We start from the raw sequence: 25,755 nt of genomic DNA on the forward strand, positions 1-25,755 counted from the left end.
CCGCGAATGGGCCGCCGTCATTGTCGATATCAATGCGCGACCGTTCATGCCGATCCCGGCATGCCGAAAACGAAATAATCTCCGCCGTCGTTTTCTGAATTAGAAACGACACGGATGTTGCGTCAATCCGATGGGAATCGCCGCCGATTATCCGTATGTTCCGAAACAATCCGGAAAACGGATCGGGCCTTTCACGGAATACGCCCGCGCGGCCCGTTCGACGCGGCTGTGCGCGTAACGGACGGCGACGGGATCAATCGCTTTCGGCGCGAACGAACACGCGTCGAAGGTGCGCGATCAGGCGCACGCATTATGCAGGCGGGATTATAGGGAGGATAAGCCGTTTCACGCCAGCCGATTTTCGTAAAAATCGCGGGGCGTGAAACCGGTAGTGGAATCCGAATGCGCGCGACGCTCGCGCTTGGATTTATTTCGACAGTGTCGCGCGCACCGTATATTCGCCTTCGATCGCACCGTGATCCGGCCGCACGAAATACCGCGACGCATCGAGATCGGCCGGCATCGGCTCGACCGGATAGCCGTGCTTTTCCCACGCATCGAGGCCGCCCTTCAGCGCGCGGATGTTGTGGATCATCTTCTTGCGCTGCATCTTCGCGATCAGGCGCTTCGCGGTGGCTTCGTTCGGGCACACGCAATACACGACGATCGGCCGCTTCAGCATCTCCGGATCGAGCAGGTCCGGCGAATCGAGATCGACCGGCACCGCGCCGGCGATCCGGTACGGTTCGCGCTCGCGGATCGCTTTCGGCCGCGCGTCGAAGATCAGCGGCGGCTCGTCCGACGTCATCATTTCGACGAGCTGCGGCGGCGAGATGCGCACTTGCGCGAGATAGCGGCGGAACTGCACGCGACGCACCCAGCGGTACAGCAGGAACGTGATGAAGATCGCGAGGAATGCATCGAGGATCGTGCCGCCGCTCGCGCGCACCCACAGCACGAACTGGACGATCTGGTCGTGAATGGCCGCACCGCCGACCAGCCAGAACGCGGCCCACAGCGATGCGCCGGCCAGGTCCCAGAACAGGAACACGCCGACGCCGATCGCGGTCGTGCCGAGCAGCGGCGCCGACACGAGGCCGAGGCCCGGCAGGAATTTGGACAGCACCAGCAGCGGTGCGCCGTATCTTTCGAAGACGTTACGTGCGAAACGCAGCGTCGTGTCGAGCGACAGCGAGAAGCGCACGAGGCCGTTCAACAGGCGCCGGCCACGCGTGCGGCCCATGAAGAACCACAGCGAATCGGCCAGCATCGTCGCGCCGATCGCCGCCGCGAACATGCTGACCCAGGACGCCTGCCCCATTGCCGCCATCGTGCCGCCGAGAATCAGCATCGGCACGGCCGGCACCGGCACGCCGAGCTGCGTGATCAACACGCTCGCGAACACGGCCCACGGGCCGAGCGACGATGGAATAGCGATGGGAAAGTGCCACACGGCGGCGCTCCTGGAAGGCATGCAGCCGTGCGACGAGGGCCGTCGGCACCGCTGGGCAACGGCCGCCGCGGCACGCCCGCGGCCGACCCGATGCACCACGGCATTCTAAACGGGTTTGGCCGCGACCGCGCGGAACACGCACCGTCGGCACGGGCTTCGCGCGCTGGGTGGCGCCGCCGTGTCAGTCATATGTCGGTGCGCTGGGCAAGCTGCCCGACGTGCTCCGCGTAATCGGGAAACGCGGCGGCCAGCGCGGCCGCGTCGGCCAGCTCGAATTCCGCGAACTCGAAGCCCGGCGCCACCGTGCAGCCGACGAGCGCGACATGCTCCGGCAGCGCGCAGCGCGCGCCGAACCAGCGCCCGGCCCTCACGACCGCCTGGAACACGGTGCCCGGATGCGTGAGCGGGTTGCCGAGCCGGTGGATCGTCAGCCCGTCGCGTTCGTCGAGCACCCACACTTCGATCGGGTCACCCGCGTAGAAATGCCAGACTTCGTCGGAACGGATCCGGTGCCACGACGAATATGCGCCGTCGCACAACAGGTAATAGATCGCGGTCGACGCGGCGCGTGGCGCGCCGTCGGCCGGACGCACGACCGAATCGGCCGCACGGTAGGTTTCGCGGAAATAGCCGCCTTCGGGATGCGGCTGCAGGTCGAACTGGCGAATCAGGTCGGTCGCGGATATCGGCATGGCGGATGACGTCGGTAAGGTAAGGAACCGGGCACCCGGCGGACGGCGTCGCCTCGCTCATCGCGAACGCGGTCGCCTATCGCCGGATGCTGCTGCGTCGATCGCCGCGGCCATGCGCGCGGCGAACAAGCGGACACCGGTCGATGCTGCCAGAACTGCATGTCGGGATGCAACCGCCGGCACGCGATCGCGCGCGGGGGGACACCGGGCGTGCCGCCCTCGCGCGGTCGATGTGTCGGCAGCGGCAGTCGCGCTCACCCGCCGTGCGCGGGGCGTTTCCGTTTCATCAGGCCGTCATCCTACGAATGCGCGAGACGACCGCCGCCCGCGACCGTGTGTGCGTCAACGTCGGTGCGTTGCCGCGTGCGTCACGCAGCCGCCGACGTGCCGGTCTCGCTGTGCCGCACCAGCAGCACGGGCCGGTCGGCCGCGCGCAGCAGCGATTCGGCGACACTGCCGAGCAGCAGCCGGCGCAGGCCATGCCGCCCGCTCGTGCCCATCACGATCAGGTCGGCATCGGCTTCGGCCGCCGTGCGCATCAGCACGGTGGCGACATCCTCGCCGTACGCGTCGAGCGCGCGCACGGTGCCCGATACATGCGCCTGCGCGAGCACGGCCTTCGCCTCGTCGAGCGCCGGCGTCACGGCATCGGTCGCGGCCGCATCGCCCTCGCGCGCGGCCGCGAAGCCCGCATCGACGTCGACGAGCTGCGGCCGGTGCTCGACGACATACGCGCAGGTCACGTCGCCGCCGGACGCCGCCGCGATCCGGATCGCCTCGTTCAGCGCGAGACGCGCGCTCGGGCTGCCGTCGAGCCCGACGAAAATCCGCTTGTACATGGTCCGTCCCTCCGACCGGGCACGCATCGCGCGTCGCGCGACGGCGGCCCGTCATCGCCACCCGGCCCGATGCCGGATGGCCTGCCGAACAGTCTGCCCCACGTGCCGACGCGCCCGTTGATGCGCGTCAAGCGCGGCCGGCGCGCCCGCTGCTTCACGCCGGTTGCCGCAATTTCCAGTGACCCCATTACAAAAAACATGTAAATCGCGCACAATTTCATCTTGAAATTAGACGTTGCGCGCAGCCGGTGCGAGTTTCGCCCGGTTTTGCTGTGCCGCTCCCGGTGCCAGGGGGCGGCCCCTGACAACAGAATGCCAATCGAATGACCGCAAGTGGAACCCCGACGCGTGACACCCGAGGGCCCACGCGCCTCCAGACCATGTTACGCCAGCCGCTCGCGTCCAGCGTCGTTGCCCTGTGCGCCGGCGCCGTGCTGTCGCTCGGCGTCGCGCTGCTCGTGCGCGAGCAGTGGCAAGGCGCCGTCCACACGCGTTTCGAACGCCGCACGACGCATGTGACGGCGATGCTCCGCCATGAGCTGCAATCCAGCGCGGCCGTGCTCGAAGGCGCGCGCGGCGCGTTCAACCTCGTCCCGGGCATGACGCCCGAACAATGGCGCCGGTATGCGGAGATGCTCGACCTCGACAGCGGGCGCTCGCCGGTTCGCCAGATCGGCTATGCCCCGCTGCCGCCCGCGACGCGCACGGCCCTCGCCGGCGCGAAGCCGATGCCGGCCGGCACGCTCGCGACCGCCGCGCTCAGCGCACCGGCGTCGAATTCACCGGTCGTGCGCTTCGGCGCGTCCGATGCGGCGCCGCTCACGCGCGCGCTGCAGACGGGCGACGTCGCGCTCGGCGTCCACCCGGCCGACGACGACACGTCCCGCGACGCCCGCACCTTCACGCTGTTCCTGCCGGTCGCCGCGTCACCGCATGCGGCCGCCGCACCGCCCGGCCTGCGCGAAACCGGCGCCGACGGCGTGCTGTTCGCGGCGTTGAGCCCGCGGCGCCTGGTCGAGCGTGCGCTCGACGCGGAACGCGGGATCGACGTGTGGATCACCGCCGGCGGCGATCGGCGCGCGATCGTCAGCGTCGAAACGACGACCGACGAGGCGTCGGCATCGCCCGACCTGATGCGGCGCACCGACGAGCTGAATTTCGGCGGTACCGTGCTGACGCTCGCGTATTCCGCGGACGGCCGCCCGAGCGCCACCGGCGCGCAGCGCGCGGCCGGCACCGTGCTCGCCGCGGGCCTGATCGCGTCGATCGCGTTCGCGGTGCTGATCCATGCGCTGCTGCGCGGCCGCTCCGCCGCCGATCCGGGCGCGAGCAGCCGCGGCATCCTCAACGAGGCGCGGATGATGGGCATCATCCGTTCGTCGATGGAAGCGATCATCACGATCGACGAAAAACAGACGGTCGTGATCTTCAATCCGATGGCCGAGCAGGTGTTCGGCGTATCCGCGATGGAGGCGATCGGTGCGCCGCTGTCGCGCTTCATCCCCGAGCGGTTCCGCGCCGCGCACGCCAAGCACGTCGACCAGTTCGGCGTGACGGGCGTGTCCGAGCGCCAGATGGGCCGCCAGCGGGTGCTGTTCGGGTTGCGCGCCAACGGCGAGGAATTCCCGATCGAGGCGTCGATCTCGCAGATCCGCGACGCGTCGGGCAAGCTCTATACGGTGATGCTGCGCGACATCACCGAGCGGCAGCGCGCCGATAACGCGCTCAAGCAGTCGCGCGAGGAATTGCGCGAACTGTCGGCGAACCTGCAGAACGTGCGCGAAGAGGAAAAAACCCGCATCGCGCGCGAACTGCACGACGACCTCGGCCAGCAGCTCACCGCGCTGAAGATGGATCTGTCGGTGGTCGAACAGCAGCTGCGCGTGCCGGGTCGCACGCAACCCGACGAAGACGTGCAGACGCACCTGCAGGGCATGCGACGGCTGATCGACGCGACGGTCGCGTCGGTGCGGCGCATCGCGGCCGACCTGCGGCCCGTGATGCTAGACGATCTCGGCCTCGTGCCGGCGATCGAATGGCTCGCGAACGATTTCACGAACCGCTACGGGATCGATGTCGAGCGGCACATCGAAACCGGCGGGCTCACGTTCACCAGCGCGGGCGCGACCACGTTGTTCCGGATCGTCCAGGAAGCGCTGACGAACGTCGCGCGCCACGCGGATGCGACGCGCGTCGCGCTGCGGCTCGACGTCGAGGAAGGCTTCTGCGTGTTGCGTGTCGCGGACAACGGCCGCGGCTCGGCGCCCGGCGGCCCGGCCCATGAAGACAAATCGTTCGGCCTGATCGGCATTCGCGAACGCGCCCACATGCTGGGCGGCAGCGTGACGATCGACACCGCGCTCGCGCGCGGTTTCTCGATCACCGTCGCGCTCCCGCTCAGTACCGTCCAACAGGAAACGCTCATCACATGATCAAGGTGCTCATCGCCGACGACCATACGCTCGTACGCGACGGTCTGCGGCACATCCTCCAGAACGCCACCGGATTCGAGGTGGCCGGCGAAGCCTGCGACGGCCCGTCGACGATCGCGCTCGTGCGCGCCACGCCCGCGCAGGTGCTCGTGCTCGACCTGTCGATGCCGGGCCGCAACGGCGTCGAGCTGATCAAGCAGATCAAGGACGAGAAGCCCGCGCTGCGCGTCCTCGTGCTGACCATGCACGCGGAGCAGCAGTACGCGGTGCGCGCGTTCCGCGCCGGCGCGTCCGGGTATCTGACGAAGGAAAGCGCGAGCGCCGAACTGGTCGGCGCGGTCACGAAGGTCGCGTCAGGCGGCGTCTACGTGAGCCTCGCGATGGCCGAGCAGTTCGCGCAGAGCCTGAACGAGCCGGCCGAGACGCTGCCGCACCAGCGGCTGTCCGACCGCGAATTCGACGTGTTCCGGCGGATCGCCGCCGGCCAGACGCTGACGGAGATCGCCAACGCGCTGTGCGTGAGCGCGAAGACGGTCAGCACCTACAAGACGCGGATCCTGGAAAAGATGCAGATGCCGCACGAAGCGGCGCTGGTGCGTTACGCGATGCGGCACAAGCTGCTCGACGAAACGGACGACGTGTAGCGGACGACGCCCGGCCCCGCCTGGATCTCAGGTGCCGCCGGCCGCACGGCCTGCAGCCGGGCGGAGCACCCCGCTTACCCGCTTACTTGGCCGGCACGGGGCACGCGAGATCGCCTTCCTCGCACGACAGATAGCCCTTCAGCGTTTCGGTACGGGCTTTCGTCAGATCGTCCAGGCAGGTCGACACGACCATCGGATACACGCTGCCGCCCTCGGCGTTCGCGCTGGAGAAGCTGCATTCGGCATCGCGGTACGCGATCCACGCACGCTGCGCATTCACGAGTTTGTCGGCGAGCGGCCGCGTATCGCGCAGGCGCGCGGTGACGGCCTGGTACGTCCGGTTCAGTTCCCCGTCGGTTTTCTTGTACGCGCGATCGGCGCACGCCGTCATCGCCGCCTGATCCGTCGCGTCGGCACAATTCGCCTGCGCGTGGGCGAGGTTCGCCGCCAGTGCGAGCGAGCACAGCAGACCGGTCAAGACACGCATGGATGCTCCTTGTTGTTCGTTGAAGTCGTGGAACCCGGTGCCGGGCTTGCCGCGCGGTCGCGCATCGGCCGCCGTCTCGGGGCGACACCGATCGCGATGCTAGCGCACGCGCGCCGGCTTGTCAGCCGGTGTCGCAGCCCGCGACGGCTTGCATATCGCCCCTTCGCACCTACACTTGAAAATCGATACGCCGCTTCAGGCCCGCGCTATCGCATCCATCCCGTCTCCGCTTCCGCGCATTCCTCAGCGCATTTCGCGTTCGCATCGCCGAGCGGGGTGACGATTCGTCTGCCAGCCTCCTCCCCCCGGCCCGACGTGCCTTCGCCGTCGCCCCCTGGAGGGAATCATGAGTTATCACCTTGAAGGCCGTCTGCTCGAGGTCTGCAACTGTCGCGTACTCTGCCCGTGCTGGATCGGCGAGGATCCCGATTTCGGCGTCTGCGACACGATCGTCGCGTGGCATGTCGACAAAGGCACCGTCGACGGCGTCGACGTGGGCGGCAACACGATCGCCGCCGTGTGCCGGGTGCCCGGCAACATCCTCGAAGGCAACTGGACGGCTGCGATCTACGTCAGCGACACGGCGTCCGAAGCGCAGGAGCAGGCGCTCCTCAGGGTCTACACGGGCCAGGCCGGCGGCCCCATCGCCGAACTCGCGAAACTGATCGGCACGGTCGTGTCGATCGAACGCGCGCCCATCACGTTCAATGTCGAGGGGGCTCGTGGCACGCTGTCGATCGGCACCGACTACCACGCGGAACTCGAGCCGTACCTCGGCCCGAGCGGCGCGCAGACGACGCTGACCGACACCGTGTTCTCGACGGTGCCCGGCGCGCCGGTGTTCGTCGGCAAGGCGCCCGTCTACCGGTCGAAGAACGCGGCGATCGGCATCGACGTCGACCTGAAGAATCACAACGCGCTGCAGAGCACGTTCCGGTTCGACGCGTGACGCGCGATCGCACGCCCACGGTCATGGCCGCATCGCTGCACCGGCGCCTGTTTCCGCTCGTGCTCGCGAGTCTCGTCGCGTTCGCCTGGCTCACCCTGTGGGCGTGGACGCGCAGTCCTTACGGGCGCTACCTCGACCACGGCGACGGCACGTTGGCCGAACCGTTCAACGCGCTTTGCCGCGCGCTGCCCGGCGGCGCGCTATGGCTGCCGGCCGCGTTCACCGCGGCCGGCTGGACGCTGATGATCCTCGCGATGATGCTGCCGACGACGCTGTCGCTGTTCGACGCGTTCGCCCGCGTCGTCGCCAGCCGCCCCGACCAGACGCGCCTGCTCGCGCTCGTCGGCATCGGCTACGTCGCCACGTGGAGCGGCTTCGGCCTCGTCGCGCATGGGCTGCACGGGCTGCTGCTGACCGGTGTCGCGCGGGTGCCGGCGCTCGCGTGGCGCGGCTGGTTGATCGGCGCGGCGGTCTTCGCGCTCGCCGGCGCGTTCCAGTTCAGCGGACTGAAGACGCAATGCCTCGACCGGTGCCGCACCCCCTTCAGTTTCGTGATCAGCCGCTGGCGCGGCCGCACGCCGATGCGTCACGCGTTTGCATTGGGCGTCAGCCATGGGCTCTTCTGCGTCGGCTGCTGCTGGGCGCTGATGCTGCTGATGTTCGTCGTCGGCGCCGGCAGTCTCGGCTGGATGCTGGCGCTCGCCGCGTTGATGGCCCTCGAGAAGAACGCATCATGGGGGCAGGCGCTCACCGCGCCGCTCGGCGCCGCGTTGTTCGGCGCGGCCGTGCTGATCGTCGCCAGCCACGCGTGAGGCCCGCGATGCGACCGCCCGAGTCCGCCCTCGTGCTGCATGTCCGGCCGGGCATGCGCGCCGTCGCGCTGACGTCGATCGCGATGCTCGCTTTCGCATCGAATTCGCTGCTGTGCCGGCTCGCGCTGCAGGCCGGACGGATCGACGCGGCCAGCTTCGGCAGCCTGCGCCTCGTATCGGGCGCGCTGATGCTCGCGATCGTCGCGCGTGCGGGGGCACGACGGCCCGCCCCGCCCGCCGACTGGCCGGCCGCGGCGATGCTGTTCGTGTACGTCACGTGCTTCTCGTTTGCGTATCTGACCGTTAGCGCAGCCACCGGCGCGCTGATCCTGTTCGGCGCGGTGCAACTGACGATGTTCGCGGCGGGATGGCATGCCGGCGAGCGGTTTGCCGCGACCGGCTGGGCCGGATTCGGCGCGGCGCTCGGCGGGCTGGTCTACCTCGTGTCGCCCGGGCTCGCCGCGCCGACGCCGCGCGGCGCCGCGCTGATGACGGCAGCCGGCATCGCATGGGGCATCTATTCGATCCGTGGCCGTCGCCCCGTCGATCCGGTCGCGACCACCGCCGGCAACTTCCTGCGCGCCGCGCCGCTGGCGCTCGCACTGAGCGTCGCACTCGCCGCCCGCCTGCACGTCACGCCGGCCGGCCTCGCGCTCGCCGCGCTTTCCGGTGCGCTGACGTCGGGCCTCGGCTACGTGGTCTGGTATGCCGCGCTGCGGCACCTCACGGCGATGCGCGCCGCGGCGGTTCAGTTGTCCGTCCCGCCCATCGCCGCGTGCGGCGCCGTGCTGCTCCTGTCCGAACAGCCGACCTGGCGGCTCGCGCTCGCATCGGCAGCGATCCTCGGCGGCGTCGCGACCGTGCTCGCGACGCGGGCGCGGCGGGCGGGCAGCACGCGGTGATGCCCGTCAGGCGCGGCACGCTCACGCAGCCCCGCCCATTCCAGCGGCCCAAATGCAAAACCCGTACACGGATACCGTGCACGGGTTTCGGATGAAACGGCAAACCGGGCGCCCTTGCGGGCGCTGCCTAGCTTAGTGGCCGAAGAACACCGACGATCGGTCGGTGGCGGCCGGCACGACCACGCGCTGGCCCGATTGCGACGCCGCGGCCGGGTTCGAACCGTAGCCCGTTGCATCAGCTTGCGCGCCGGTGTTCTGCGCGGCGGCGATCTTTGCCTGGGCGGCCTGGATGTTTTCCGGGTAGTTCATCCAGTCGTTCGGGTTGTAGCCGGCCTTTTCGAGCTGGACCAGCTCGGCGCGCACTTGCGCGCGCGTCAGCGGCTGCTGGTTCGATTGGGCGAACGAGACGACCGGTGCGGCCACCAGGGCGGCCAGTGCAACTGCCTTGATCAGCGATTTCATGATGCGTTACCTCCAGAATTGTTTTGTCAGGCGCTTCGGACTCGGGGTCGTTGCGCATGAGTAGAAGTCTAGGAGGCGACGCTATCAGGGTAAATACTTAAATCGCGAATTCACTGTTGACGGAAACCAGACAATCGCCACGGAATACGTCGAATCGTCAGATGATTATCGGCATTCACGTGCTGAATACCGTGGCGCGGCGCCCCGTGCGTCCGGCCGTGCATCAGCGCCGTCGGTCGGTTTCCGACGGCGCCATGAGCCGGTCGAACAGCAGCGCCTTGAGGCGGATCAGGTCGTCGGCACCGGTCTCGCCGAACGCCGCGTGATGCAGCGTCAGCGCGGGCGCGGCCGGGTCGGCATGGACGGCCCGCACCGTGCCGTCGAGCGCCAGCAGCTCGACCCGGCCGCCGGCCGCGTACGGAAGCTGCACGCGCAAGGGTTCGCCGGTTGCGGCGATCGGCCGGTCGACGGCAATCGACAGGCCGCTCAAGCTGATGTCGTGCACCATCCCGATGCCTTCCGCTCTCTCCGCCCCGCCCGCGCAACAGGCGGCGATCCGCACCGGCACGCGCGGCTCCGCTCGCGTGCGCAGCCGGTCGACGAAGCCGGGCGGCGACAGTACCAGGAACCGTGCGGCACCCGCCGCCTGCACCGACTCGACCGTCGCGCCGAACCGCGACACCGCGGCACGGCCGATCGCCACGGCCTCGATGTCGTCGCCGCGCGCGAAGTCGAGCGCGGCCGCCGGCTGCGGCTCGACGAACAGCGCGCCCGACGCGGCGATGCCGATCAACCGGCAGCGCTGCAGCCCGCGGGTCGTGCCGACCCGGCGGCGGATGCCGATCGAAGCGCCCGCCGACAACCCCATCCGCGGTGCGTGAGGCATCGCGTCAGGCACGCGCGGCGAGGCTTCGGCTTCGGCGTCGTCGCGCCGCCGTACCGGCCGGAAATGGTCGAACAGGAAGGCATGCTGCGCGGCATCGTGCAGCGTCGTGCCGGCCGGCAGCAGCGCGGCACCGTCGGCATCGTAGAGATCGAAGCCGAGCGGGACGCCGGCGGCGAGATCGTCGCGCGTGAGCGGGACGTAGTCGGTAGATAGCCTCATCGTGGAGGCGCGGAGCGACCGCGCGAGCTGTCATGACAACATGATTACGGCAGCATCGCGCGAATTCTGAACGGCTCCGTTACTGCGATGCGCCGGTTGCGTCCGGCGCGGCCGGTGCCGGCGCCTGGGACGGTGCGGTCGAAGGGGCGGCAGCCGGTGCGGCGCCGAGGCCCGCGCTGCCTCCGCCGGCCGCGCTCGCCCCCGCCGGCGGCTGCGCGGGTGGCGGCTGCGACGCGCCCGCCGACAGCGCGGCGGCCGACGCGGCCACTTCGGACGCCGGCACCCATTCCTCGACGATGCCCCCGGATGCCGCTTCGGGCGCCGAGGCAGCCGAGGCGGCCGACGCCTCGTCGGTATCCGCCTCGGGCGCCCGCTCCACCCGCTGCGTCCTGACCGATGCGGGCGCCTTCTTCGCGTCGGGCGGGAACCACGTGTCGAACAGGTCCGTCGCGCGTTCGCGCAGCGACGCGAACCAGCCCGGCGACGGCTCGGTATCGAATTTCGCCTTCGTATCGACGAGCCGGGCGCGCTGCGCACGCTGGAAGAAATCGCCGACGATCGGCAGCGCACTGTGCGCGCCCTGCCCCCAGTAGTCGCTGCGCAGCGTCACGCGGCCGTCGTCGAAACCGACCCACGCACCGGCGACGAGGCCGGGCTGCATCAGGATGAACCAGCCGTCCGCGTTGTCCTGCGTCGTGCCGGTCTTGCCGGCCACGTCGCCACGGATCCCGAAGCGCGTGCGGATGCTGCCGCCCGTGCCGCGCGTCACGACGTCGCGCATCACGCTGAGCAGCGTCTTGTCGGTTTCGGCGTCGAGCGCGCGCTCGGGCGGCGCCGGCGCGTATTCGGCAAGCACGTCGCCCTGGCGGTTCTCGATGCGCGTCACCATCTGCGGCTCGACATACAACCCGCCGTTCGCGATCGTCGCGTACGACGCGACCATCTCCTTCAGCGTGACCGGGCTCGTGCCGAGCGCCAGCGACGGCACGCGTTCGAGCGGGCTTTCGCGCACGCCCATGTCGCGTGCGAGTCGGGCCACGGCAGCCGGGCCGACCTTCTCCATCACCTGCGCGGTGATCCGGTTGCGCGACAGCGCGACCGCGTCGCGCAGCGTCATCGGTTTGCCGGTGGGCGGCACGTCGTCATTCGGCCGCCAGATCTCGCCGCCCTTCAACGGGATCTCGACCGGCTGGTCGATGAAGGTATCGTCCGGCTTCATCCCGTTCGCGAACGCGACACCATAGACGAACGGCTTGAACGTCGAGCCCGGCTGGCGCCGCGCCTGCGCGACGTGGTCGAACGGCTCGTGGGTGAAGTCGCGGCTGCCGACCCACGCGCGGATCTGCCCGTCGCGCGGATCGATCGCGAGGAAGCCGGCCTGCACGTCGGTCTTCGTCTTGCACAGCGCGCGCATGAAACCACGGTCGGCCGCGAGCAGCTTCATCGCGGCCGCGTCGTCCTTGCCGGCGTCCTGCGCGGCCTTGTACTCGGGCGACTCGCGCATGAAGGTGCGGAACACCTCGTTGTCGGTGCCGCAGCCGTCGCGGCCGCTCCACGCGCTGTTCGCGATGCCCTGCAGCTGGTTGCCCTGCAGCGTGAGCGCCTGCGTCGCCATCTGCTGCAGCCGCGCGTCGATCGTCGTGCGCACGATCAGCCCGTCCGAGTAGATGTTGTAGTCGTTGCGGTCGGCCCACGCGATCAGCCATTTGCGCAGCTGCTGCGCGAAGTGCGGCGCCGGCCCCGGCGGCTCCTTCTGGCGCTCGAAGTCGATCCGCAGCGGCCGGCGCTGCAACTGCGCAAACTGCGCGGGCGACAGCTTGCCGTACTTCACCATCTGGCCGAGCACCGTATTGCGCCGCTGCAGCGCGCGCTCGGGGTTCAGCACCGGGTTGTAGTAACTGTTGCCCTTCAGCATCCCGACCAGCGTCGCGCTGTCGAGCACGTCGAGCTCGTCGGCCGACTTGTCGAAATAGGTGCGCGCGGCCATCTCGACGCCGTACGCGTTGTACAGGAACGGCACCGTGTTCAGGTAGGTCTCGAGGATCTGGTCCTTGCTGTAGACCACCTCGATCTTCAGCGCGGTGATCGCCTCCTTCACCTTGCGCGTGAGCGTCGGCGCACGGCCGATCTCGTCCGGGTAAAGGTTACGCGCGAGCTGCTGCGTAATCGTCGAGCCGCCCTGGCGGCTGCCCGAGAACGTGTGGAGCGCGGCCGACGCCGTACGCTTCCAGTCGAGGCCGTGATGCTCGTAGAAACGGTGATCCTCGGTCGCGATCAACGCGTCGACCATGTGCGGCGAGATCTGCTTGAGCGGCACCCACTCGCGGTTGGACGGCTTGAATTCGGCCAGCAGCTTGCCGTCGGCGGACAGCACCTGGGCGGGCTGGTCGACGCGTGCCTTGCGGATGTCGCCGATGCCCGGCGTGAACGGGATGAGCACGACCACGTACACCACGAACAGCGCCGGCACGGCGGCGCCGGCGAGCAGCACACCGCGGCGCGTCGGGTGACGGACATGGTGCCACGCGGTGGCGGCGAGAGGCTTGACCCGCGCGACGGCGGCAGCCGCGACGGGTTGGGCGCGCGCGACCCATCTGGCACAGAAGGCACGCACTGACGACACGTTTCGGCGATTCACTCGGGTGGAGCTCGGCTGAAAAGGGTGCATCGTACCAAACTCGCGCGGGCCGCCTGACGGCGATGGCCTGGCGGCGACCTACCCGGGGCGCCTGCGCGGGCGATCCCCATGCAAAAAAGGCGCGCGCCCCGCAACGGGAACGACGCGCCAAGCCTGGTACGACAAACGGGCGGCCGCGTCGGGCGCGGCCGATCGGCGCGGCGACTCAGCGCACGAGAAAACCGTAGGTCAGCGGATCGCGCTCGTCGACGATCCAGTTCGCGAATCCGCAGATATGCGCGCTGCCTTCCACTTCTGGAATCACGGCCGGGATGTCGCCGACCGTCGTTTCGCGCAGCACGCGCCCCTTGAAGACCGTGCCGACGATCGATTCGTTGACGAGCGTGTCGCCGGTCGCGAGCAGCCCGCGCTGATAGAGCTGCGCGACCCGGCCGCCGGTGCCGGAGCCCGTCGGCGAGCGGTCGACCTCGCGATCCGCGAACACGCAGCAGTTCGCCTGCGTCGAGCCCGGGTGGCGCGGCGCATTCGCGATGATCGTGCCGTAGATGTGGTTGATTTCCGGGATCTCCGGATGCACGACCGGGTACTTCGCGTTCGCGGCGGCCTTCACTTCCGCGCCGAAGCGGATCAGCCGTTCCACCGCCGCTTCGCGCACCGGCAGGTCGAACGGCGCACCGTCGACGTAGAAATAGAACGCGCCGCCGTACGCGATGTCGCCGGTCACGGTGCCGAACGACGGCGTCTCGACCGACACGTCGCGCTGCCAGATGAACGACGGCACGTTGACGAAGCGCACCGGCCCCGCGTGCTCGCCGTCCCATTTGACGAACGCCTCGATGAAGCCGCACGGCGCGTCGATGCCGACCCGCGTTTCCGGCACCATGCGCTGCACCCAGCCGAGCTCGACCGCCGCGGTCGACAGCGCGATCACGCCGTGTCCGCAATGGTCGCTGTAGCCTTCGTTGTGCACGAAGATCACGCCGAAATCCGCGTTCGGCGACACGGGCTCGGTCAGGTAGCCGCCGTACATGTCGGCATGGCCGCGCGGTTCGAACATCAGCGCGCGGCGGATCTCGTCGGCGTTGTCCTTGAGCCACGCGCGGCGCTGGACGATCGTGTCGCCGGGCGCGCGCGGCAGCCCGCTCGTGACGATGCGGAACGCTTCACCGCCCGTATGGACTTCGACGGTGGAAAGGGATCGGGAAATTTTCATGGGGGAATCGGAAGCGTTGAAACGAAGAACGGCGGCCGCGCCGCCGTCCGATGGCAGGCTGGCCGTTACTTCGCGTACGGTTCCGGCAGGCCGTTGCGGATCACGTAGACGGTGGTCGGCGCGCCCTTCAGGTCGCCGTTCGCGTCGAACGAATAGGTGCCGGCGACGCCCGTGTAGTTCGATTTCGCCAGTTGCGCGATCAGCTTCGCCTTGTCGGTGGTCGTGCCGGCCTTGACCATCGCGTCGGCGAGCAGCTTCATCCCGTCGTAGTAGTTCACGCCATAGACCTGCGTATCGGTGTGATACGTGTCGTGGTACTTCTTCAGGAATTCGCGCCCGGCCGCCGTCTTCTCGAGCGCGACGCCGCCCTGCGCGCAGTAGACGATCGACGCCGCATCGCCCGCGACCTTGCCCATGTCGGCCGAGCAGATGCCGTCGCCGCCGAGCAGCTTCGCGCGCAGGCCGCGCTGCTTCATCTGCTTGGCCATCGGCGCGCCCTGTGCCGCATAGCCGCCGAGGAAGATCACGTCGGGGTTGCTGGCCTTGATCTTGGTGAGAATGCCGAGGAAGTCGGTGGCCGACGAACTCGTGAATTCCTGGTCGACGATCTTGATCCCGTTCGCCTTCGCGACGTTCATGAACTGCTCGGCCACGCCCTGCCCGTACGCGGTGCGATCGTCGATCACGGCGGCGGTCTTCGCGTTCAGCGTCTTCGCGGCGAAGGTGGCCATCGTGCCGCCGAGCTGTTCGTCGCTCGCGCCGATCCGGAAGATGTTCTTGAAGCCCTGCTTGGTCAGTGCCGGGTTCGACGCGACCGGCAGCATCGGCACGCCGGCAGTCGAGTACACGCGCGAGGCGGGAATCGCGACGCCCGAGTTGTACGGCCCGAGCACCGCGACGACGCCCTTGTCGACGAGGTTCTGCGCCACCTGCACGCCGGCCTTCGGATCGGCCTGGTCGTCGTCGGAGACCAGTTTGAAGGTGACGGTCTTGCCGGCGACCTTGATGCCGGCCTTGTTGAGTTCGTCGACGGCCAGGCGTGCGCCGTTTTCATTGTCCTTGCCGTTCGCGGCCTGCGGACCGGTCAGCGGCGCCGAATGGCCGATCATGACCACTTCCTGCGCCTGCGCGGAAGTCAGCGCGCCGGCGGCGATGGCCACCGAGAGCGCGGTAACGAGGTGTCGCATGATGTCTCCTGATTGGTTTTGTGTGAAACCAATGTAGGATACGCGTGGTTACCATGCAAGCAATTTCAAAATAAAAATGTCGATTTTGGTCATTTTTCAGACCAGAACGAGCCCAGCACGGTCACTTGGGCGTGATGTCGCGCCGCACGCGGCGGATGTGCTGCTCGACATAGAACGCCGCCGCATCGGCGTCGCCGGACACGATCGCCTCGTAGATCAGCCGGTGTTCGGACACGTACAGCCGGATCCGGCCCGCATCGTAGATGCCGTCGTCCTTCAGCCGCTTCCACAGCGGCTGGTCCATCGTCTTCGCGACTTCGTCCGCGATCTTCACGATCAGCGCGTCGCCGGTCATCAACGCCAACTGGCGGTGGAACAGCCGGTCGCTCTCGTTCCACAGCGCGCGCTGATGCGGATCGTCGACATCGGTAATGGTCTCCATCTGGGCCAGATAGCGTTCGGCACCGGGGTCGGCGCGGCCGTGCGCGGCCGCAAGGCGCGCGATCGCGGGCTCCAGGATCAGCCGCACGTCGAGCGTCGACGTCGGGCTGAAATCGGGTTCGGCCGCCCGGTGCGTGTCGCCGCGCGCCGCGAGCACGTCGAGCGGCGACGCGACGACGTAGGTGCCCGAATTGCGCTTCGTGAACACGAGCCCTTCGTTCTGCAGTGCGCCGAGCGCCTCGCGCACGGCCGGCCGGCCGACCTGGAACAGCCCTGCGAGCTCGCGCTCGGACGGCAGCCGCGACTCGGCGGCATAGCGCCCCGCGCGGATTTCGTCGCGGATCTTCTCGGCCACCTGCTCGTAGATCTGCAGCGGCCTGAAACCGCCTTCGAGTGTGTCGGGACGCGCGGACATCATCGTATGGCTCCTGCCCGGTCGCGGGCGTGAATCGGGAATGGGTTCGCACTATACCGGAGCGCGCCGGCATCGAGGCCATGGCGGCCCTTCTGGACAGATATTAGAACCAAAACCGGCGAAGCGCTTTATTTTCTGGGTTGCAGGTGGGCCAGCAAGTGGTATAGATTCGATCCACACTGCCCTGTGTCACGGTATCCGGCAGCTCTTGGCGGGCGCGGCATGCGCCCGTCGTCCACGCTCACCGACGCATGCGACGTACACGATGACCGCTCTTTCCCCGATTCCCGTTTTCGACGCGGCCGACACGGCCGCGCTGCTCGACTACCCGGCGCTGCTCGCCACGCTCAGGCAGGCCGTCGCCGACTATGCGGCGGGCGAGATCGTCAGCCCCGAACGCCTGGTCGTGCCGCTGCAGGCGGGCGGCGTGATGCTGTCGATGCCGTCGAGCGCGCGCGACCTCGCGACCCACAAGCTCGTGAACGTGTGCCCGGGCAACGGCGCGCGCGGGCTGCCGACGATCCTCGGCCAGGTCACCGCCTACGACGCGACCACCGGCGAGATGCGCTTCGCGCTCGACGGCCCGACGGTCACCGGGCGCCGCACGGCGGCCATCACCGCGCTCGGCATCCAGGCGCTGCAGGGCGCCGCGCCGCAGGACATCCTGCTGATCGGCACCGGCAAGCAGGCGGCCAATCACGCGGAAGCGCTCGCCGCGATCTTTCCCGAAGCGCGCCTTCACGTGCGCGGCACGCGCGCCGACCGCGCAGCGGCATTCTGTGCCGCGCACCGCGCGCAGGCGCCGCGCCTCGTGCCGCTCGACGGCGACGCGATTCCCGATGCGATCGACGTGGTCGTCACGCTGACGACGAGCCGCACGCCCGTCTATCGCGAAGCCGCGCGCGCAGGCCGGCTCGTGGTCGGCGTCGGCGCGTTCACCGCGGACGCGGCCGAGATCGACGCGAACACGGTGCGCGCCAGCCGGCTGGTCGTCGACGATCCGGCCGGCGCGCGCCACGAGGCCGGCGACCTGATCGTCGCGCAGGTCGACTGGCAGCACGTCGCATCGCTCGCCGACGTGCTGGGCGGCGCATTCGACCGCACCGGGCCGCTGCTGTTCAAGAGCGTCGGCTGTGCGGCGTGGGATCTCGCCGCATGCCGCACGGCGCGCGATGCGCTGGCTGCGCGCCAGGCCGGCTGACCCGGCAACGCCCCCCCCTTCGGCCGCGCTCGCGGCATCGCCCCCTCGCAGCCGCGCCGGCGATTTCCCGTACGCGTTGTAGGAATCGCCCTACAACGCGTCGCAGCGGCCTACATCAACTTCCAATTCGGCCGATTTCATTTTCGGCGGCGCAACACGATACTGCCCGCATGAATGCCAGCCAGTTACCCGCCGCGCTCCGGGTATTTCTCGTCGATCATGCCGCTGCCGTCCGGCAGCGGATCGCGCTGCTCGTCGGCGCGATCCGCGGTGTCGCCGTCGTCGGCGAAGCGGAAGACGGCCAGGACGCGTGGACCCATATCCGCAGCAGCCAGGCGGACGTGGTGATCGTCGACCTGCGGCTGGCGGACGGCAGCGGCCTCGAGCTGATCGGGACGCTGTCGAAGGCCGCGCCGCGCATCGTCACGATCGTGCTGACGAATCACTCGGCGCCGGCATTCAGAGAGGCATGCGCGTTGGCCGGAGCCGACTACTTCTTCGACAAGACCGTCGAATTCGACGCCGCATGCCAGGTCATCGAATCCCTGGCGCACGCTCGCGTGCCCCACCCCTGACGAGCCGGAGTGACTCATGTCCACAGCCACCCCCTGCGCCGCCGACGTATCCATCACGCCCCGGCCGACGATTCCGCTTCGCGCGGTCACGCGCGCCGACGCCGCCAAACATCCCGCCGCGCGCTGCTCGGTGTGCGCGATGCGCTCGATGTGCCTGCCGCCGCACCTGACCGCGGCCGAATACGGCCGCCTCGACTCGATCATCTGCACGACCCGGCAGGTGCGCCAGGGCGACGCGCTGTTCCGCACCGACGATCCGTTCCAGAGCATCTATGCGGTACGTGCGGGTTCGTTCAAGACGGTGATGATGCATCGCGACGGCCGCGAACACGTGACGGGCTTCCAGATCGCCGGTGAAACGCTCGGGATGGACGGCATCGGCGGCGGCCAGCATTGCTGCGACGCGATCGCGCTCGAGGACAGCGTCGTGTGCATCATCCCGTTCGGTGCGCTCGAAGCGGCGTGCCGCGAGATCAAGCCGATGCAGCACTTCCTCTACCAGATGCTGAGCAGCGAGATCGTCCGCGAATCGAGCCAGATGCTGCTGCTCGGCACGATGTCGGCCGAGCAGCGCGTCGCGCATTTCCTGCTGAACCTGTCGTCGCGCTTCGAGGCGCGCGGCTATTCGGCGACGGAATTCAACCTGCGGATGACGCGCGAGGAAATCGGCTGTTATCTCGGGATGAAGCTCGAAACCGTGAGCCGGATGTTCTCGCGGTTCCATCGCGAAGCGCTGGTCGAAACGCGCGGCAAGCGCGTGCGCATCATCGATTCGCAAGCGCTCGCACGGGTCTGACAACCCGGAACCAAGGCCGCGCCTGGCGGCGCCGCGCGCGATGCATCATCGCACCGCGCCATCGGCCGCCGCGTTGCGCAGCCCCACCCTTGCACCGGCCGCCTGGCACGCGAGCAGCGCCTGTTCGGGCCGCATGAACGCGCGGCGCAGCGCGTCGTCCAGGTTGCCGCCGACGCACGGCGGCAGCGGCCAGCGCGCGGTGTCGTGCATCACGAGGTCGAGTCGTACGTCGTACACGCGTGCGCCATCGGCGTCGGCGCTCGCTTCAATGGCGAGGTGACAGCCGTCGATCAGCGTGCGAAACCGTTCGAGCCGCACCAACTGCGCGCCGGCTTCGGCTTCGACCGCGGCGGTCCCCGCGAATCCCAGGCAGGCGATCTGCATGCCCACGCCCATGTCGTGTCTCCTGACGGGGCCGCCCGCTCGTCGACCGCCTTGCATGTGCCGCCCCCACCGAAAGGCGGCGGCACGCGTTGCCCGTGGCACGGCGCGATTTCTGCGATCGCTGCCGGCCGATAGTCTGCCCGCGCCGTCGCCGGCGCGGGTCCGTTCATACGTTGAAGGTCTGCGACGTCTTCATCTCGATCCACGTCATGCCGGCCCGCAGCCCTTCGATCATCGCCTCGCGTTCGGTCGGATACGCATGGCTGTGCTCGAACGTATGATGAAAACGCGCGGCGCCGCTGCCGTGCTCGACCGACACGCGGCAGCGGAATTCGCCCGATTCGCACGGGCGCGTCTCGACTTCGACGGACCAGTCGCGTTCGTGAATGTTGCCCTGCAGTGTCATGCGCCCTCCTGCGGTATCAGTCTCCGAGCCGGAAGTGCCCGCTGTGCAGCAGCACCGGCCGGCCGCCGATTTCCTCGAGCATGCGTCGTGCCATCGCCTCGATCGCCGACCGGTGCGCGTCGAATGCGGCCAGCAGGTCGCGTTCGAGCAGCGACGGCGCGCCGAAATGATCCTCCAGCGCCTCGGCCGTGACCGCGCACTGCACGCACCGTCCGTCGACCAGCGCCGAAAACGCCACGACCAGGTCGCGTGCGCAATATTCGGGGGGTTCCGGCGGGAAAACAATCTGCATCTGTCGGCCTGTCATCGTCGTGATGGCTCCATGACAAGAGCATAGTGGCGCGCGCGCCCGCACGCTTGACCCACGTCAACCGGTTCGCTGCGCCGCACGATAACGGCGCGGCGGCGTGCCGGCGCGGCTGCGCGATGCCGCTGCAAACGGCTTTCAGCCCGCGTCGGGCTCGATCGCCGCGCCGCGCTCCGCGAGCAGCTCGCGCAGCACGCCGCGGTGGCAATGGCGCTCGTCGTCGCAATAGCAGCCGATCGAAAACGCGGTGGTCGCCGACAGCGCCGCCAGCAGGTCGAGCACCTTCGGCGCATCGCCATGCGCCATCTCCGCGCGGAAGTGACGCCGGAACGCGTTCCATTCGGCATCGGTTTCGGCGGCCTGCGCCTGGGCGACGAGTTCCGCGCTCGGCGACAGCGTCGGCAGCCATACATCATAGTAGTTGCGCGACGCGAATTCCGCCTTCGGCACGCCGCGCGGCGGCCGCCGCACCGTGCCGATCCGCAGGCCCTCGCCGGCCGCGCGCGGCGTGCCGAGCTGGATGATCCGGATGCCCATGTGCTTCCTTCCGAGTTGCGTGGGATGCCGTGATCGTACCGCCGTGCGTGGCCCCGCGTCAGCCGGGTGGCGCACATTGCGGCCGCGCAACGAAAAACCGGCTGCCTCCTTGCGGAGACAGCCGGTTCGGCCAGCCGCGTGGCGCGCCGGAGCGCGCCGCGCTCAGACGCCGCTCTTCAGCACCTTGCCGATGGCATCCGCGACGATGGCGACGTTCGAGTCGTTCAGGCCCGCGACACACATCCGGCCCGAACGCAGGATGTACACGCCGTGCACTTCGCGCAGCGCGTCGACCTGCGATTCGGTCAGGCCCGTGTACGTGAACATCCCGCGCTGCTTCACGTAGCGCGTCAGTGCCTCGCCGCTGACGTGGTCGCGCAGGCCGTCATGGATCGACTGGCGCATCCGCGCGATGCGGCGGCACATCGCCGCCAGTTCCTCTTCCCACTGCTTGCGCAGCGCGGGCGTGCCGAGCACGGTTGCCACGACCTTCGCGCCGTAGGTTTGCGGGTTGCTGTAGTTCGAGCGCACCGCGCCGGCCAGCTGGCCGAGCACGCGGTCGGCCGCGGCGGCATCCTCGCAGACGACGCTCAGGCCGCCCACGCGCTCGCCGTACAGCGAGAAGTTCTTCGAGAACGAGTTCGCGACCAGCGCCGGCACGCCACGGCGGGCCAGTTCGCGCACCGCGAACGCATCCGCGTCGAGGCCCGCGCCGAAGCCCTGGTACGCCATGTCGACGAACGGCAGCAGCCCGCGCGCCTCGATCACGTCGATCAGCTTCTCCCACTGGCCTTCATCGAGGTCGACGCCGGTCGGGTTGTGGCAGCACGCGTGCAGCAGCACGATGCTGCGCGCCGGCAGCGCGTCGATCGCCGCGAGCATCGCGTCGAACTTCAGGCCGCCCGTCGCTTCGTCGTAGTACGGATACGTGTTCACCGTGAAGCCGGCGCGCTCGAAGATGAAGCGATGGTTTTCCCAGCTCGGATCGCTGAGCCACACCTGCGATTCCGGGAAATAGCGCTTCAGGAAATCGGCGCCCACCTTCAGTGCGCCGGAGCCGCCGAGCGTCTGCAGCGTCGCGATGCGGCCGGCCGCGCGGGCCGGGTGATCGGCGCCGAACACGAGCGCCTGCACGGCGTCGCGATACGCGGCCAGGCCGACCATCGGCAGGTACGGCTTCGCGCCGCTGTCGCGCTGCAGCGCGGTTTCGGCTTCGCGCACGGCGCCCATCACCGGAATCCGGCCTTCGGCGTCGAAGTAGATCCCGATGCTCAGGTTGACCTTCTGGTCGCGCGGATCTTTCTGAAAGTTCTCGTTGAGCGTGAGGATCGGGTCGCCCGGGTACGCGTCGATGTGTTCGAACATGGCTTGAGTCGGTCTCGTTTGGAAGAATGGTCGGTCGTGGCCTGTATCAGCGTGCGGATGCGCCGTCGTGCACCGCATAGCCTGCATTCTTCTGACGGAAGCGATACCCGACCGCGAGCACCGCGAGCCATACCGGGATCAGGTACACCGACAGACGGAGATCCGGCGTCAGGTACATCACGACGAGAATGCCGGCCATGAATGCCAGGCACAGGTAATTCGTGAAAGGATAGCCCAGACTGCGGAAGGAAGTCTCCTCCCCGGCCGCGCGCTTGGCCTGGCGGAACTTCAGGTGGATCAGCGTGATCATCGCCCAGTTGATGATCAGCGCCGACACGACGAGGCCCATCAGCACCTCGAACGCCTTGCCCGGCATGAAGTAGTTGACCAGCACGCACACGCCGGTCGCGAGCGCCGACGCGCCGAGCGCGGCGAGCGGAATGCCGCGCTTGTTCACCGAGCACAGCACCTTCGGCGCATTGCCCTGCTTCGCGAGGCCGAACAGCATCCGGCTGTTGCTGTACACGCCGCTGTTGTAGACCGACAGCGCGGCCGTCAGCACGACCACGTTCAGCACGTTGGCCACCAGGTTGCTGCTCAGCGCGTGGAAGATCAGCACGAACGGGCTGCCGCCGGTGACGACCTTTTCCCACGGATACAGCGACAGCAGCACGGCGAGTGCGCCGATGTAGAAGATCAGGATGCGATAGATCACCTGGTTGGTCGCGCGCGGAATGCTGCGCTTCGGATCGTCGGCCTCGGCCGCGGTGATGCCGATCAGCTCCAGCCCGCCGAACGAGAACATGATCGCCGCCATCGACATCACGAGCCCCGACACGCCGTTCGGGAAGAAGCCGCCGTGCTGCCACAGGTTCCGGACACTCGCCTCCGGCCCCGCATGGCCGCTCGCGAGCAGCCAGCCGCCGAAGCCGATCATCCCGACGATCGCGGCGACCTTGATGATCGAGAACCAGAATTCCGTCTCGCCGTACGACTTCACGCTGGCCAGGTTGAGCAGGTTGATCGCGACGAAGAAGACCAGCGCCGACACCCAGGTCGGCACGCCCGGCCACCAGTACTGCACGTAGATCCCGACGGCCGACAGCTCGGCCATGCTGACGAGGATGTACAGCACCCAATAGTTCCAGCCCGACAGGAAGCCGGTGAAGTGGCCGACGTACTTGTTGGCGAAGTAGCTGAACGAGCCGGCGACGGGCTCGTCGACGACCATCTCGCCGAGCTGGCGCATGATGAAGAACGCGACGATGCCGGCCACCGCGTAGCCGAGCAGCACGGACGGGCCCGCCATCTTGATCGTCTGCGCGATGCCGAGGAACAGCCCCGTGCCGAGCGCGCCGCCGAGCGCAATCAGCTGGATGTGCCGGTTCTTCAGCCCGCGCTTCAGGCCGTCGCTCTCGTTTCCAGAAACCATGTCTTCTCCACTCTGTCCGCGCCCGCCTGCAGCGGGGTGCGGCGCGCCTCGGTGTGCCGGGCGCTGTTTTGGTGTGCCGGGGCCGTTCGTGGAGCCGCCGGGTTGGGGACTGCAATCTTCGCGTGGCGGCGCCCGATTCGCGTCGGCGTGCCCGCCAGACCGGCCGCCGACCGTCGCCGCGCCCGCCTTGCTGCGCTCGCACACGAAAATCCGGCGTCAGTTTAGCGTCGCGACGGCGAAATCGGGTTTCGTAACCCGTTCATGCAAACCCTACATTATGAGATAAGATTGCATCCGGGAGACGGATAAGGAAACAAAAATGCATGAACCGGTTCTGGATCGCCTCGATCGCCACTTGCTCGCGATCCTGCAGGAGAACGGCCGCGCGTCGAACCTCGACCTGGCGAAGGCCGTCGGCCTGTCGCCCGCACAGACGCTGCGCCGCCACCGGCGGCTGGAGGAAATCGGCGCGATCCGTCGCTATGAAACCCGGCTGTGCCCCGACACGCTCGGTTTCGGCGTGACCGCTTTCGTGCACGTGACGATGGAGCGCGGGCATATCCGCGACCTGTCGAAGTTCCAGAAACTGGTGTCCGATCTCGCGCAGATCCAGGAATGCTTCTCGGTGACGGGCGACATCGACTACGTGTTGAAGGTCGTCGCGCACGATCTGAAGGGCTTGTCGCGATTCCTGCTCGAGACGCTGATGCGCATTCCCGGCGTGAGCGGCGTGCATTCGAGCGTGTGCCTCGACGAGATCAAGTGCACGAGTGCGATGCCGGTCGAGGCTTGATGGGGCGGGCCGCGCGCCAGGCCGGCCCCGTTATCTCACCGCTTCGAACGCACTGATCAGCAACGCCCCCGTCGCGATCACCGCGCAACCGGCCGCCCGGCGCGGCGTCAGCCGCTCGCCGAGATACACGCGCGCGATCAGCGCCGCGAACACCACGCTCGTTTCCCTCAGCGCCGACACCGGCCCCATCGGCGCGCGATCCATCGCCCAGATCACGATGCCGTATGCGAGCGCCGCGAACACGCCGCCGCACGCGGCCTTCGCCGTTTCCCCGGCCTCCTGCGTCAGCCGCAGCGGCCCCGCCCGCAGCCGGTAGTACGCGGCCATCATCGCGCCCGTCAGCACGAACATCCACACGGTATAGCCGACCGTATTGCCGCTTTCCCGCACGCCGATCCCGTCGACCACGCTGTAGGCCGCGATCGACACGCCGGTCGCGAACGCGGTCGGCAGCACCTGCGTCATCCGGTGCTTCGCGCCGCGCCCGCGCTCCAGGCCGATCGCCAGGATGCCCGCGCAGATCAGCACGAGCCCAGCCTGCGCGCCCGGGTTCAGCCGCTCGCCCGCGAACGCCGCCGCACCGAGCGTGACGAGCAGCGGCGCGGTGCCGCGTGCGACCGGATACGCGACGGTGAGGTCGCCGTGCTCGTATGCGCGCACCAGCAGCAGCGTATAGACGACGTGCAGCACGGCCGACGCGACGACGCACGCCCAGCTCGCGGGCGTGATCGGCGCCGCGGCCGGCAGGAACAGCAGCGCGAACAGCCCGATCGCGATCTGCAGCACCGTGGCCGACCGGAGCCGGTCGCCGCTGCTGCGGACGAGCGCATTCCACGACGCGTGCAGGAACGCCGCACACAGGACGGCAAACAGAACGGGGATCGGCACGCTGAATACTCGCTGACGGTCGGCCACGCGAAATCGTCGCCGCAGGGCGTTCATCGTAGGAATACGTCATCCGATTGTCAAAAAAAGGGCGCTGCAGCGCACCGTGCGGCCACCGGTCGATCACGTCCTTTCGCCTGCCCCGCGCGGCATCCGCGGCAACCGACCCACGCACCGCGAGATGTGACGCGAAGGTGGCATGCGGGCAGCCCCTTTCCGTTCGCTTTCGCGTCGCATTCCGCCGTAATGAAATCGATACCGCAACGCAATCACGACGAAACCACTCCGTCCCCATATCTTCATATGGGGCTGTTCCAATGCGCGTGCTCGCTCAAGAGCTTCGCGCCGAACCGACACGGCGACGGGGCCGCTCTCCACCATCGAAGACCTTACCTGGAGTTTC

General features: G+C 68.6%; 26 protein-coding genes. 9 read left to right on the top strand and 17 right to left on the bottom strand.

From position 1 onward, the window contains the following. Nucleotides 1–427: 427 nt before the first annotated feature. The 3 genes from LGM56_RS05600 to LGM56_RS05610 form a co-directional block, all read right to left on the bottom strand. The gene (locus LGM56_RS05600) at nucleotides 428–1,453 is read right to left on the bottom strand and encodes a DedA family protein/thiosulfate sulfurtransferase GlpE (protein ID WP_041493311.1); all 1,026 of its coding nucleotides are present in this window, start codon (nucleotides 1,451–1,453) and stop codon (nucleotides 428–430) included. A gap of 185 nt (nucleotides 1,454–1,638) precedes the next feature. Beyond that, nucleotides 1,639–2,145, bottom strand: coding sequence for a cupin domain-containing protein (locus LGM56_RS05605; protein WP_226203398.1), 507 nt, complete (start codon nucleotides 2,143–2,145; stop codon nucleotides 1,639–1,641). Between the two features lie 368 nt (nucleotides 2,146–2,513). After that, the gene (locus tag LGM56_RS05610) at nucleotides 2,514–2,984 is read right to left on the bottom strand and encodes a universal stress protein (RefSeq protein WP_226203400.1); all 471 of its coding nucleotides are present in this window, start codon (nucleotides 2,982–2,984) and stop codon (nucleotides 2,514–2,516) included. Between the two features lie 323 nt (nucleotides 2,985–3,307). On the opposite strand from LGM56_RS05610, the gene LGM56_RS05615 reads away from it, so the two are divergent. Continuing rightward, nucleotides 3,308–5,416: a PAS domain-containing sensor histidine kinase gene (locus tag LGM56_RS05615; RefSeq protein ID WP_226203402.1), complete on the top strand. Its 2,109-nt coding sequence runs from the start codon at nucleotides 3,308–3,310 to the stop codon at nucleotides 5,414–5,416. Continuing rightward, entirely contained in the window at nucleotides 5,413–6,060 is a 648-nt protein-coding gene (locus LGM56_RS05620; protein WP_006483707.1) for a response regulator transcription factor, read from the top strand. Before LGM56_RS05615 ends, LGM56_RS05620 begins: the two co-directional genes overlap by 4 nt. An 82-nt stretch (nucleotides 6,061–6,142) precedes the next feature. On the opposite strand, the gene LGM56_RS05625 is transcribed toward LGM56_RS05620, so the two are convergent. Then, nucleotides 6,143–6,547, bottom strand: coding sequence for a lysozyme inhibitor LprI family protein (locus tag LGM56_RS05625; RefSeq protein ID WP_226203404.1), 405 nt, complete (start codon nucleotides 6,545–6,547; stop codon nucleotides 6,143–6,145). Nucleotides 6,548–6,893: 346 nt separating this feature from the next. Here LGM56_RS05625 and LGM56_RS05630 point away from each other — a divergent pair, with 346 nt between their 5' ends. Genes LGM56_RS05630 through LGM56_RS05640 form a run of 3 tightly spaced genes read left to right on the top strand, consistent with a single transcriptional unit; the run spans nucleotide 6,894 to nucleotide 9,210 of the window. Next, nucleotides 6,894–7,496: a DUF1326 domain-containing protein gene (locus LGM56_RS05630; RefSeq protein WP_089458173.1), complete on the top strand. Its 603-nt coding sequence runs from the start codon at nucleotides 6,894–6,896 to the stop codon at nucleotides 7,494–7,496. 23 nt (nucleotides 7,497–7,519) lie between these two features. Then, a complete protein-coding gene (locus LGM56_RS05635) occupies nucleotides 7,520–8,308 on the top strand; it encodes a DUF2182 domain-containing protein (RefSeq protein ID WP_226203406.1) in 789 nt (262 codons plus the stop codon). Between the two features lie 8 nt (nucleotides 8,309–8,316). After that, nucleotides 8,317–9,210: a DMT family transporter gene (locus LGM56_RS05640; protein WP_226203408.1), complete on the top strand. Its 894-nt coding sequence runs from the start codon at nucleotides 8,317–8,319 to the stop codon at nucleotides 9,208–9,210. A 132-nt stretch (nucleotides 9,211–9,342) separates the two neighbouring features. Here the strand turns inward: LGM56_RS05640 and LGM56_RS05645 are convergent, their stop codons facing one another. The 6 genes from LGM56_RS05645 to LGM56_RS05670 form a co-directional block, all read right to left on the bottom strand. Continuing rightward, on the bottom strand, nucleotides 9,343–9,672 hold the full coding sequence (locus LGM56_RS05645; protein WP_069251539.1) for a DUF4148 domain-containing protein: 330 nt from the start codon (nucleotides 9,670–9,672) through the stop codon (nucleotides 9,343–9,345). Between the two features lie 223 nt (nucleotides 9,673–9,895). Next, a complete protein-coding gene (locus LGM56_RS05650) occupies nucleotides 9,896–10,777 on the bottom strand; it encodes a PilZ domain-containing protein (RefSeq protein ID WP_226203411.1) in 882 nt (293 codons plus the stop codon). A gap of 79 nt (nucleotides 10,778–10,856) precedes the next feature. Beyond that, complete coding sequence (locus LGM56_RS05655) at nucleotides 10,857–13,445, bottom strand: penicillin-binding protein 1A (RefSeq protein WP_226203413.1); 2,589 nt, start codon at nucleotides 13,443–13,445, stop codon at nucleotides 10,857–10,859. Between the two features lie 175 nt (nucleotides 13,446–13,620). Then, nucleotides 13,621–14,628: a trans-3-hydroxy-L-proline dehydratase gene (gene lhpH / locus LGM56_RS05660; RefSeq protein ID WP_226203415.1), complete on the bottom strand. Its 1,008-nt coding sequence runs from the start codon at nucleotides 14,626–14,628 to the stop codon at nucleotides 13,621–13,623. Nucleotides 14,629–14,693: 65 nt separating this feature from the next. Next, nucleotides 14,694–15,815 carry a branched-chain amino acid ABC transporter substrate-binding protein gene (locus LGM56_RS05665; protein WP_226203417.1) on the bottom strand — a complete coding sequence of 374 codons (1,122 nt, stop codon included), beginning with the start codon at nucleotides 15,813–15,815 and terminating at the stop codon, nucleotides 14,694–14,696. A gap of 121 nt (nucleotides 15,816–15,936) precedes the next feature. Further along, entirely contained in the window at nucleotides 15,937–16,674 is a 738-nt protein-coding gene (locus LGM56_RS05670; RefSeq protein ID WP_226203419.1) for a FadR/GntR family transcriptional regulator, read from the bottom strand. A gap of 262 nt (nucleotides 16,675–16,936) precedes the next feature. On the opposite strand from LGM56_RS05670, the gene lhpI reads away from it, so the two are divergent. The 3 genes from lhpI to LGM56_RS05685 all read left to right on the top strand — a co-directional run bounded on the left by lhpI (nucleotide 16,937) and on the right by LGM56_RS05685 (nucleotide 19,243). Continuing rightward, nucleotides 16,937–17,872 carry a bifunctional Delta(1)-pyrroline-2-carboxylate/Delta(1)-piperideine-2-carboxylate reductase gene (lhpI, locus tag LGM56_RS05675; RefSeq protein ID WP_226203421.1) on the top strand — a complete coding sequence of 312 codons (936 nt, stop codon included), beginning with the start codon at nucleotides 16,937–16,939 and terminating at the stop codon, nucleotides 17,870–17,872. Nucleotides 17,873–18,042: 170 nt separating this feature from the next. After that, nucleotides 18,043–18,447 carry a response regulator transcription factor gene (locus LGM56_RS05680; RefSeq protein ID WP_226203423.1) on the top strand — a complete coding sequence of 135 codons (405 nt, stop codon included), beginning with the start codon at nucleotides 18,043–18,045 and terminating at the stop codon, nucleotides 18,445–18,447. 16 nt (nucleotides 18,448–18,463) lie between these two features. Next, a complete protein-coding gene (locus tag LGM56_RS05685; RefSeq protein WP_089497010.1) occupies nucleotides 18,464–19,243 on the top strand; it encodes a helix-turn-helix domain-containing protein in 780 nt (259 codons plus the stop codon). Between the two features lie 45 nt (nucleotides 19,244–19,288). On the opposite strand, the gene LGM56_RS05690 is transcribed toward LGM56_RS05685, so the two are convergent. The 6 genes from LGM56_RS05690 to LGM56_RS05715 form a co-directional block, all read right to left on the bottom strand. Further along, nucleotides 19,289–19,639 carry a metal ABC transporter ATPase gene (locus LGM56_RS05690; protein ID WP_226203424.1) on the bottom strand — a complete coding sequence of 117 codons (351 nt, stop codon included), beginning with the start codon at nucleotides 19,637–19,639 and terminating at the stop codon, nucleotides 19,289–19,291. 154 nt (nucleotides 19,640–19,793) lie between these two features. Further along, entirely contained in the window at nucleotides 19,794–20,033 is a 240-nt protein-coding gene (locus tag LGM56_RS05695; RefSeq protein ID WP_089497012.1) for a UDP-glucose 4-epimerase, read from the bottom strand. A 16-nt stretch (nucleotides 20,034–20,049) separates the two neighbouring features. Then, on the bottom strand, nucleotides 20,050–20,340 hold the full coding sequence (locus LGM56_RS05700) for a DUF1488 domain-containing protein (RefSeq protein WP_089427535.1): 291 nt from the start codon (nucleotides 20,338–20,340) through the stop codon (nucleotides 20,050–20,052). A 138-nt stretch (nucleotides 20,341–20,478) separates the two neighbouring features. Then, a complete protein-coding gene (locus tag LGM56_RS05705; RefSeq protein WP_226203425.1) occupies nucleotides 20,479–20,877 on the bottom strand; it encodes a DUF488 domain-containing protein in 399 nt (132 codons plus the stop codon). 162 nt (nucleotides 20,878–21,039) lie between these two features. Beyond that, complete coding sequence (locus LGM56_RS05710; RefSeq protein WP_175238704.1) at nucleotides 21,040–22,242, bottom strand: amino acid aminotransferase; 1,203 nt, start codon at nucleotides 22,240–22,242, stop codon at nucleotides 21,040–21,042. A 46-nt stretch (nucleotides 22,243–22,288) separates the two neighbouring features. Further along, nucleotides 22,289–23,674: an amino acid permease gene (locus LGM56_RS05715; RefSeq protein ID WP_069251526.1), complete on the bottom strand. Its 1,386-nt coding sequence runs from the start codon at nucleotides 23,672–23,674 to the stop codon at nucleotides 22,289–22,291. A gap of 319 nt (nucleotides 23,675–23,993) precedes the next feature. Between LGM56_RS05715 and LGM56_RS05720 the strand changes: the two genes are divergently transcribed. After that, entirely contained in the window at nucleotides 23,994–24,467 is a 474-nt protein-coding gene (locus LGM56_RS05720; protein ID WP_039367332.1) for an Lrp/AsnC family transcriptional regulator, read from the top strand. Between the two features lie 30 nt (nucleotides 24,468–24,497). Here the strand turns inward: LGM56_RS05720 and LGM56_RS05725 are convergent, their stop codons facing one another. Then, entirely contained in the window at nucleotides 24,498–25,409 is a 912-nt protein-coding gene (locus LGM56_RS05725; RefSeq protein WP_226203426.1) for an EamA family transporter, read from the bottom strand. Nucleotides 25,410–25,755 lie beyond the last annotated feature (346 nt).

Source organism: Burkholderia sp. AU38729, assembly GCF_020419725.1.
Classification (GTDB): Bacteria; Pseudomonadota; Gammaproteobacteria; order Burkholderiales; family Burkholderiaceae; genus Burkholderia.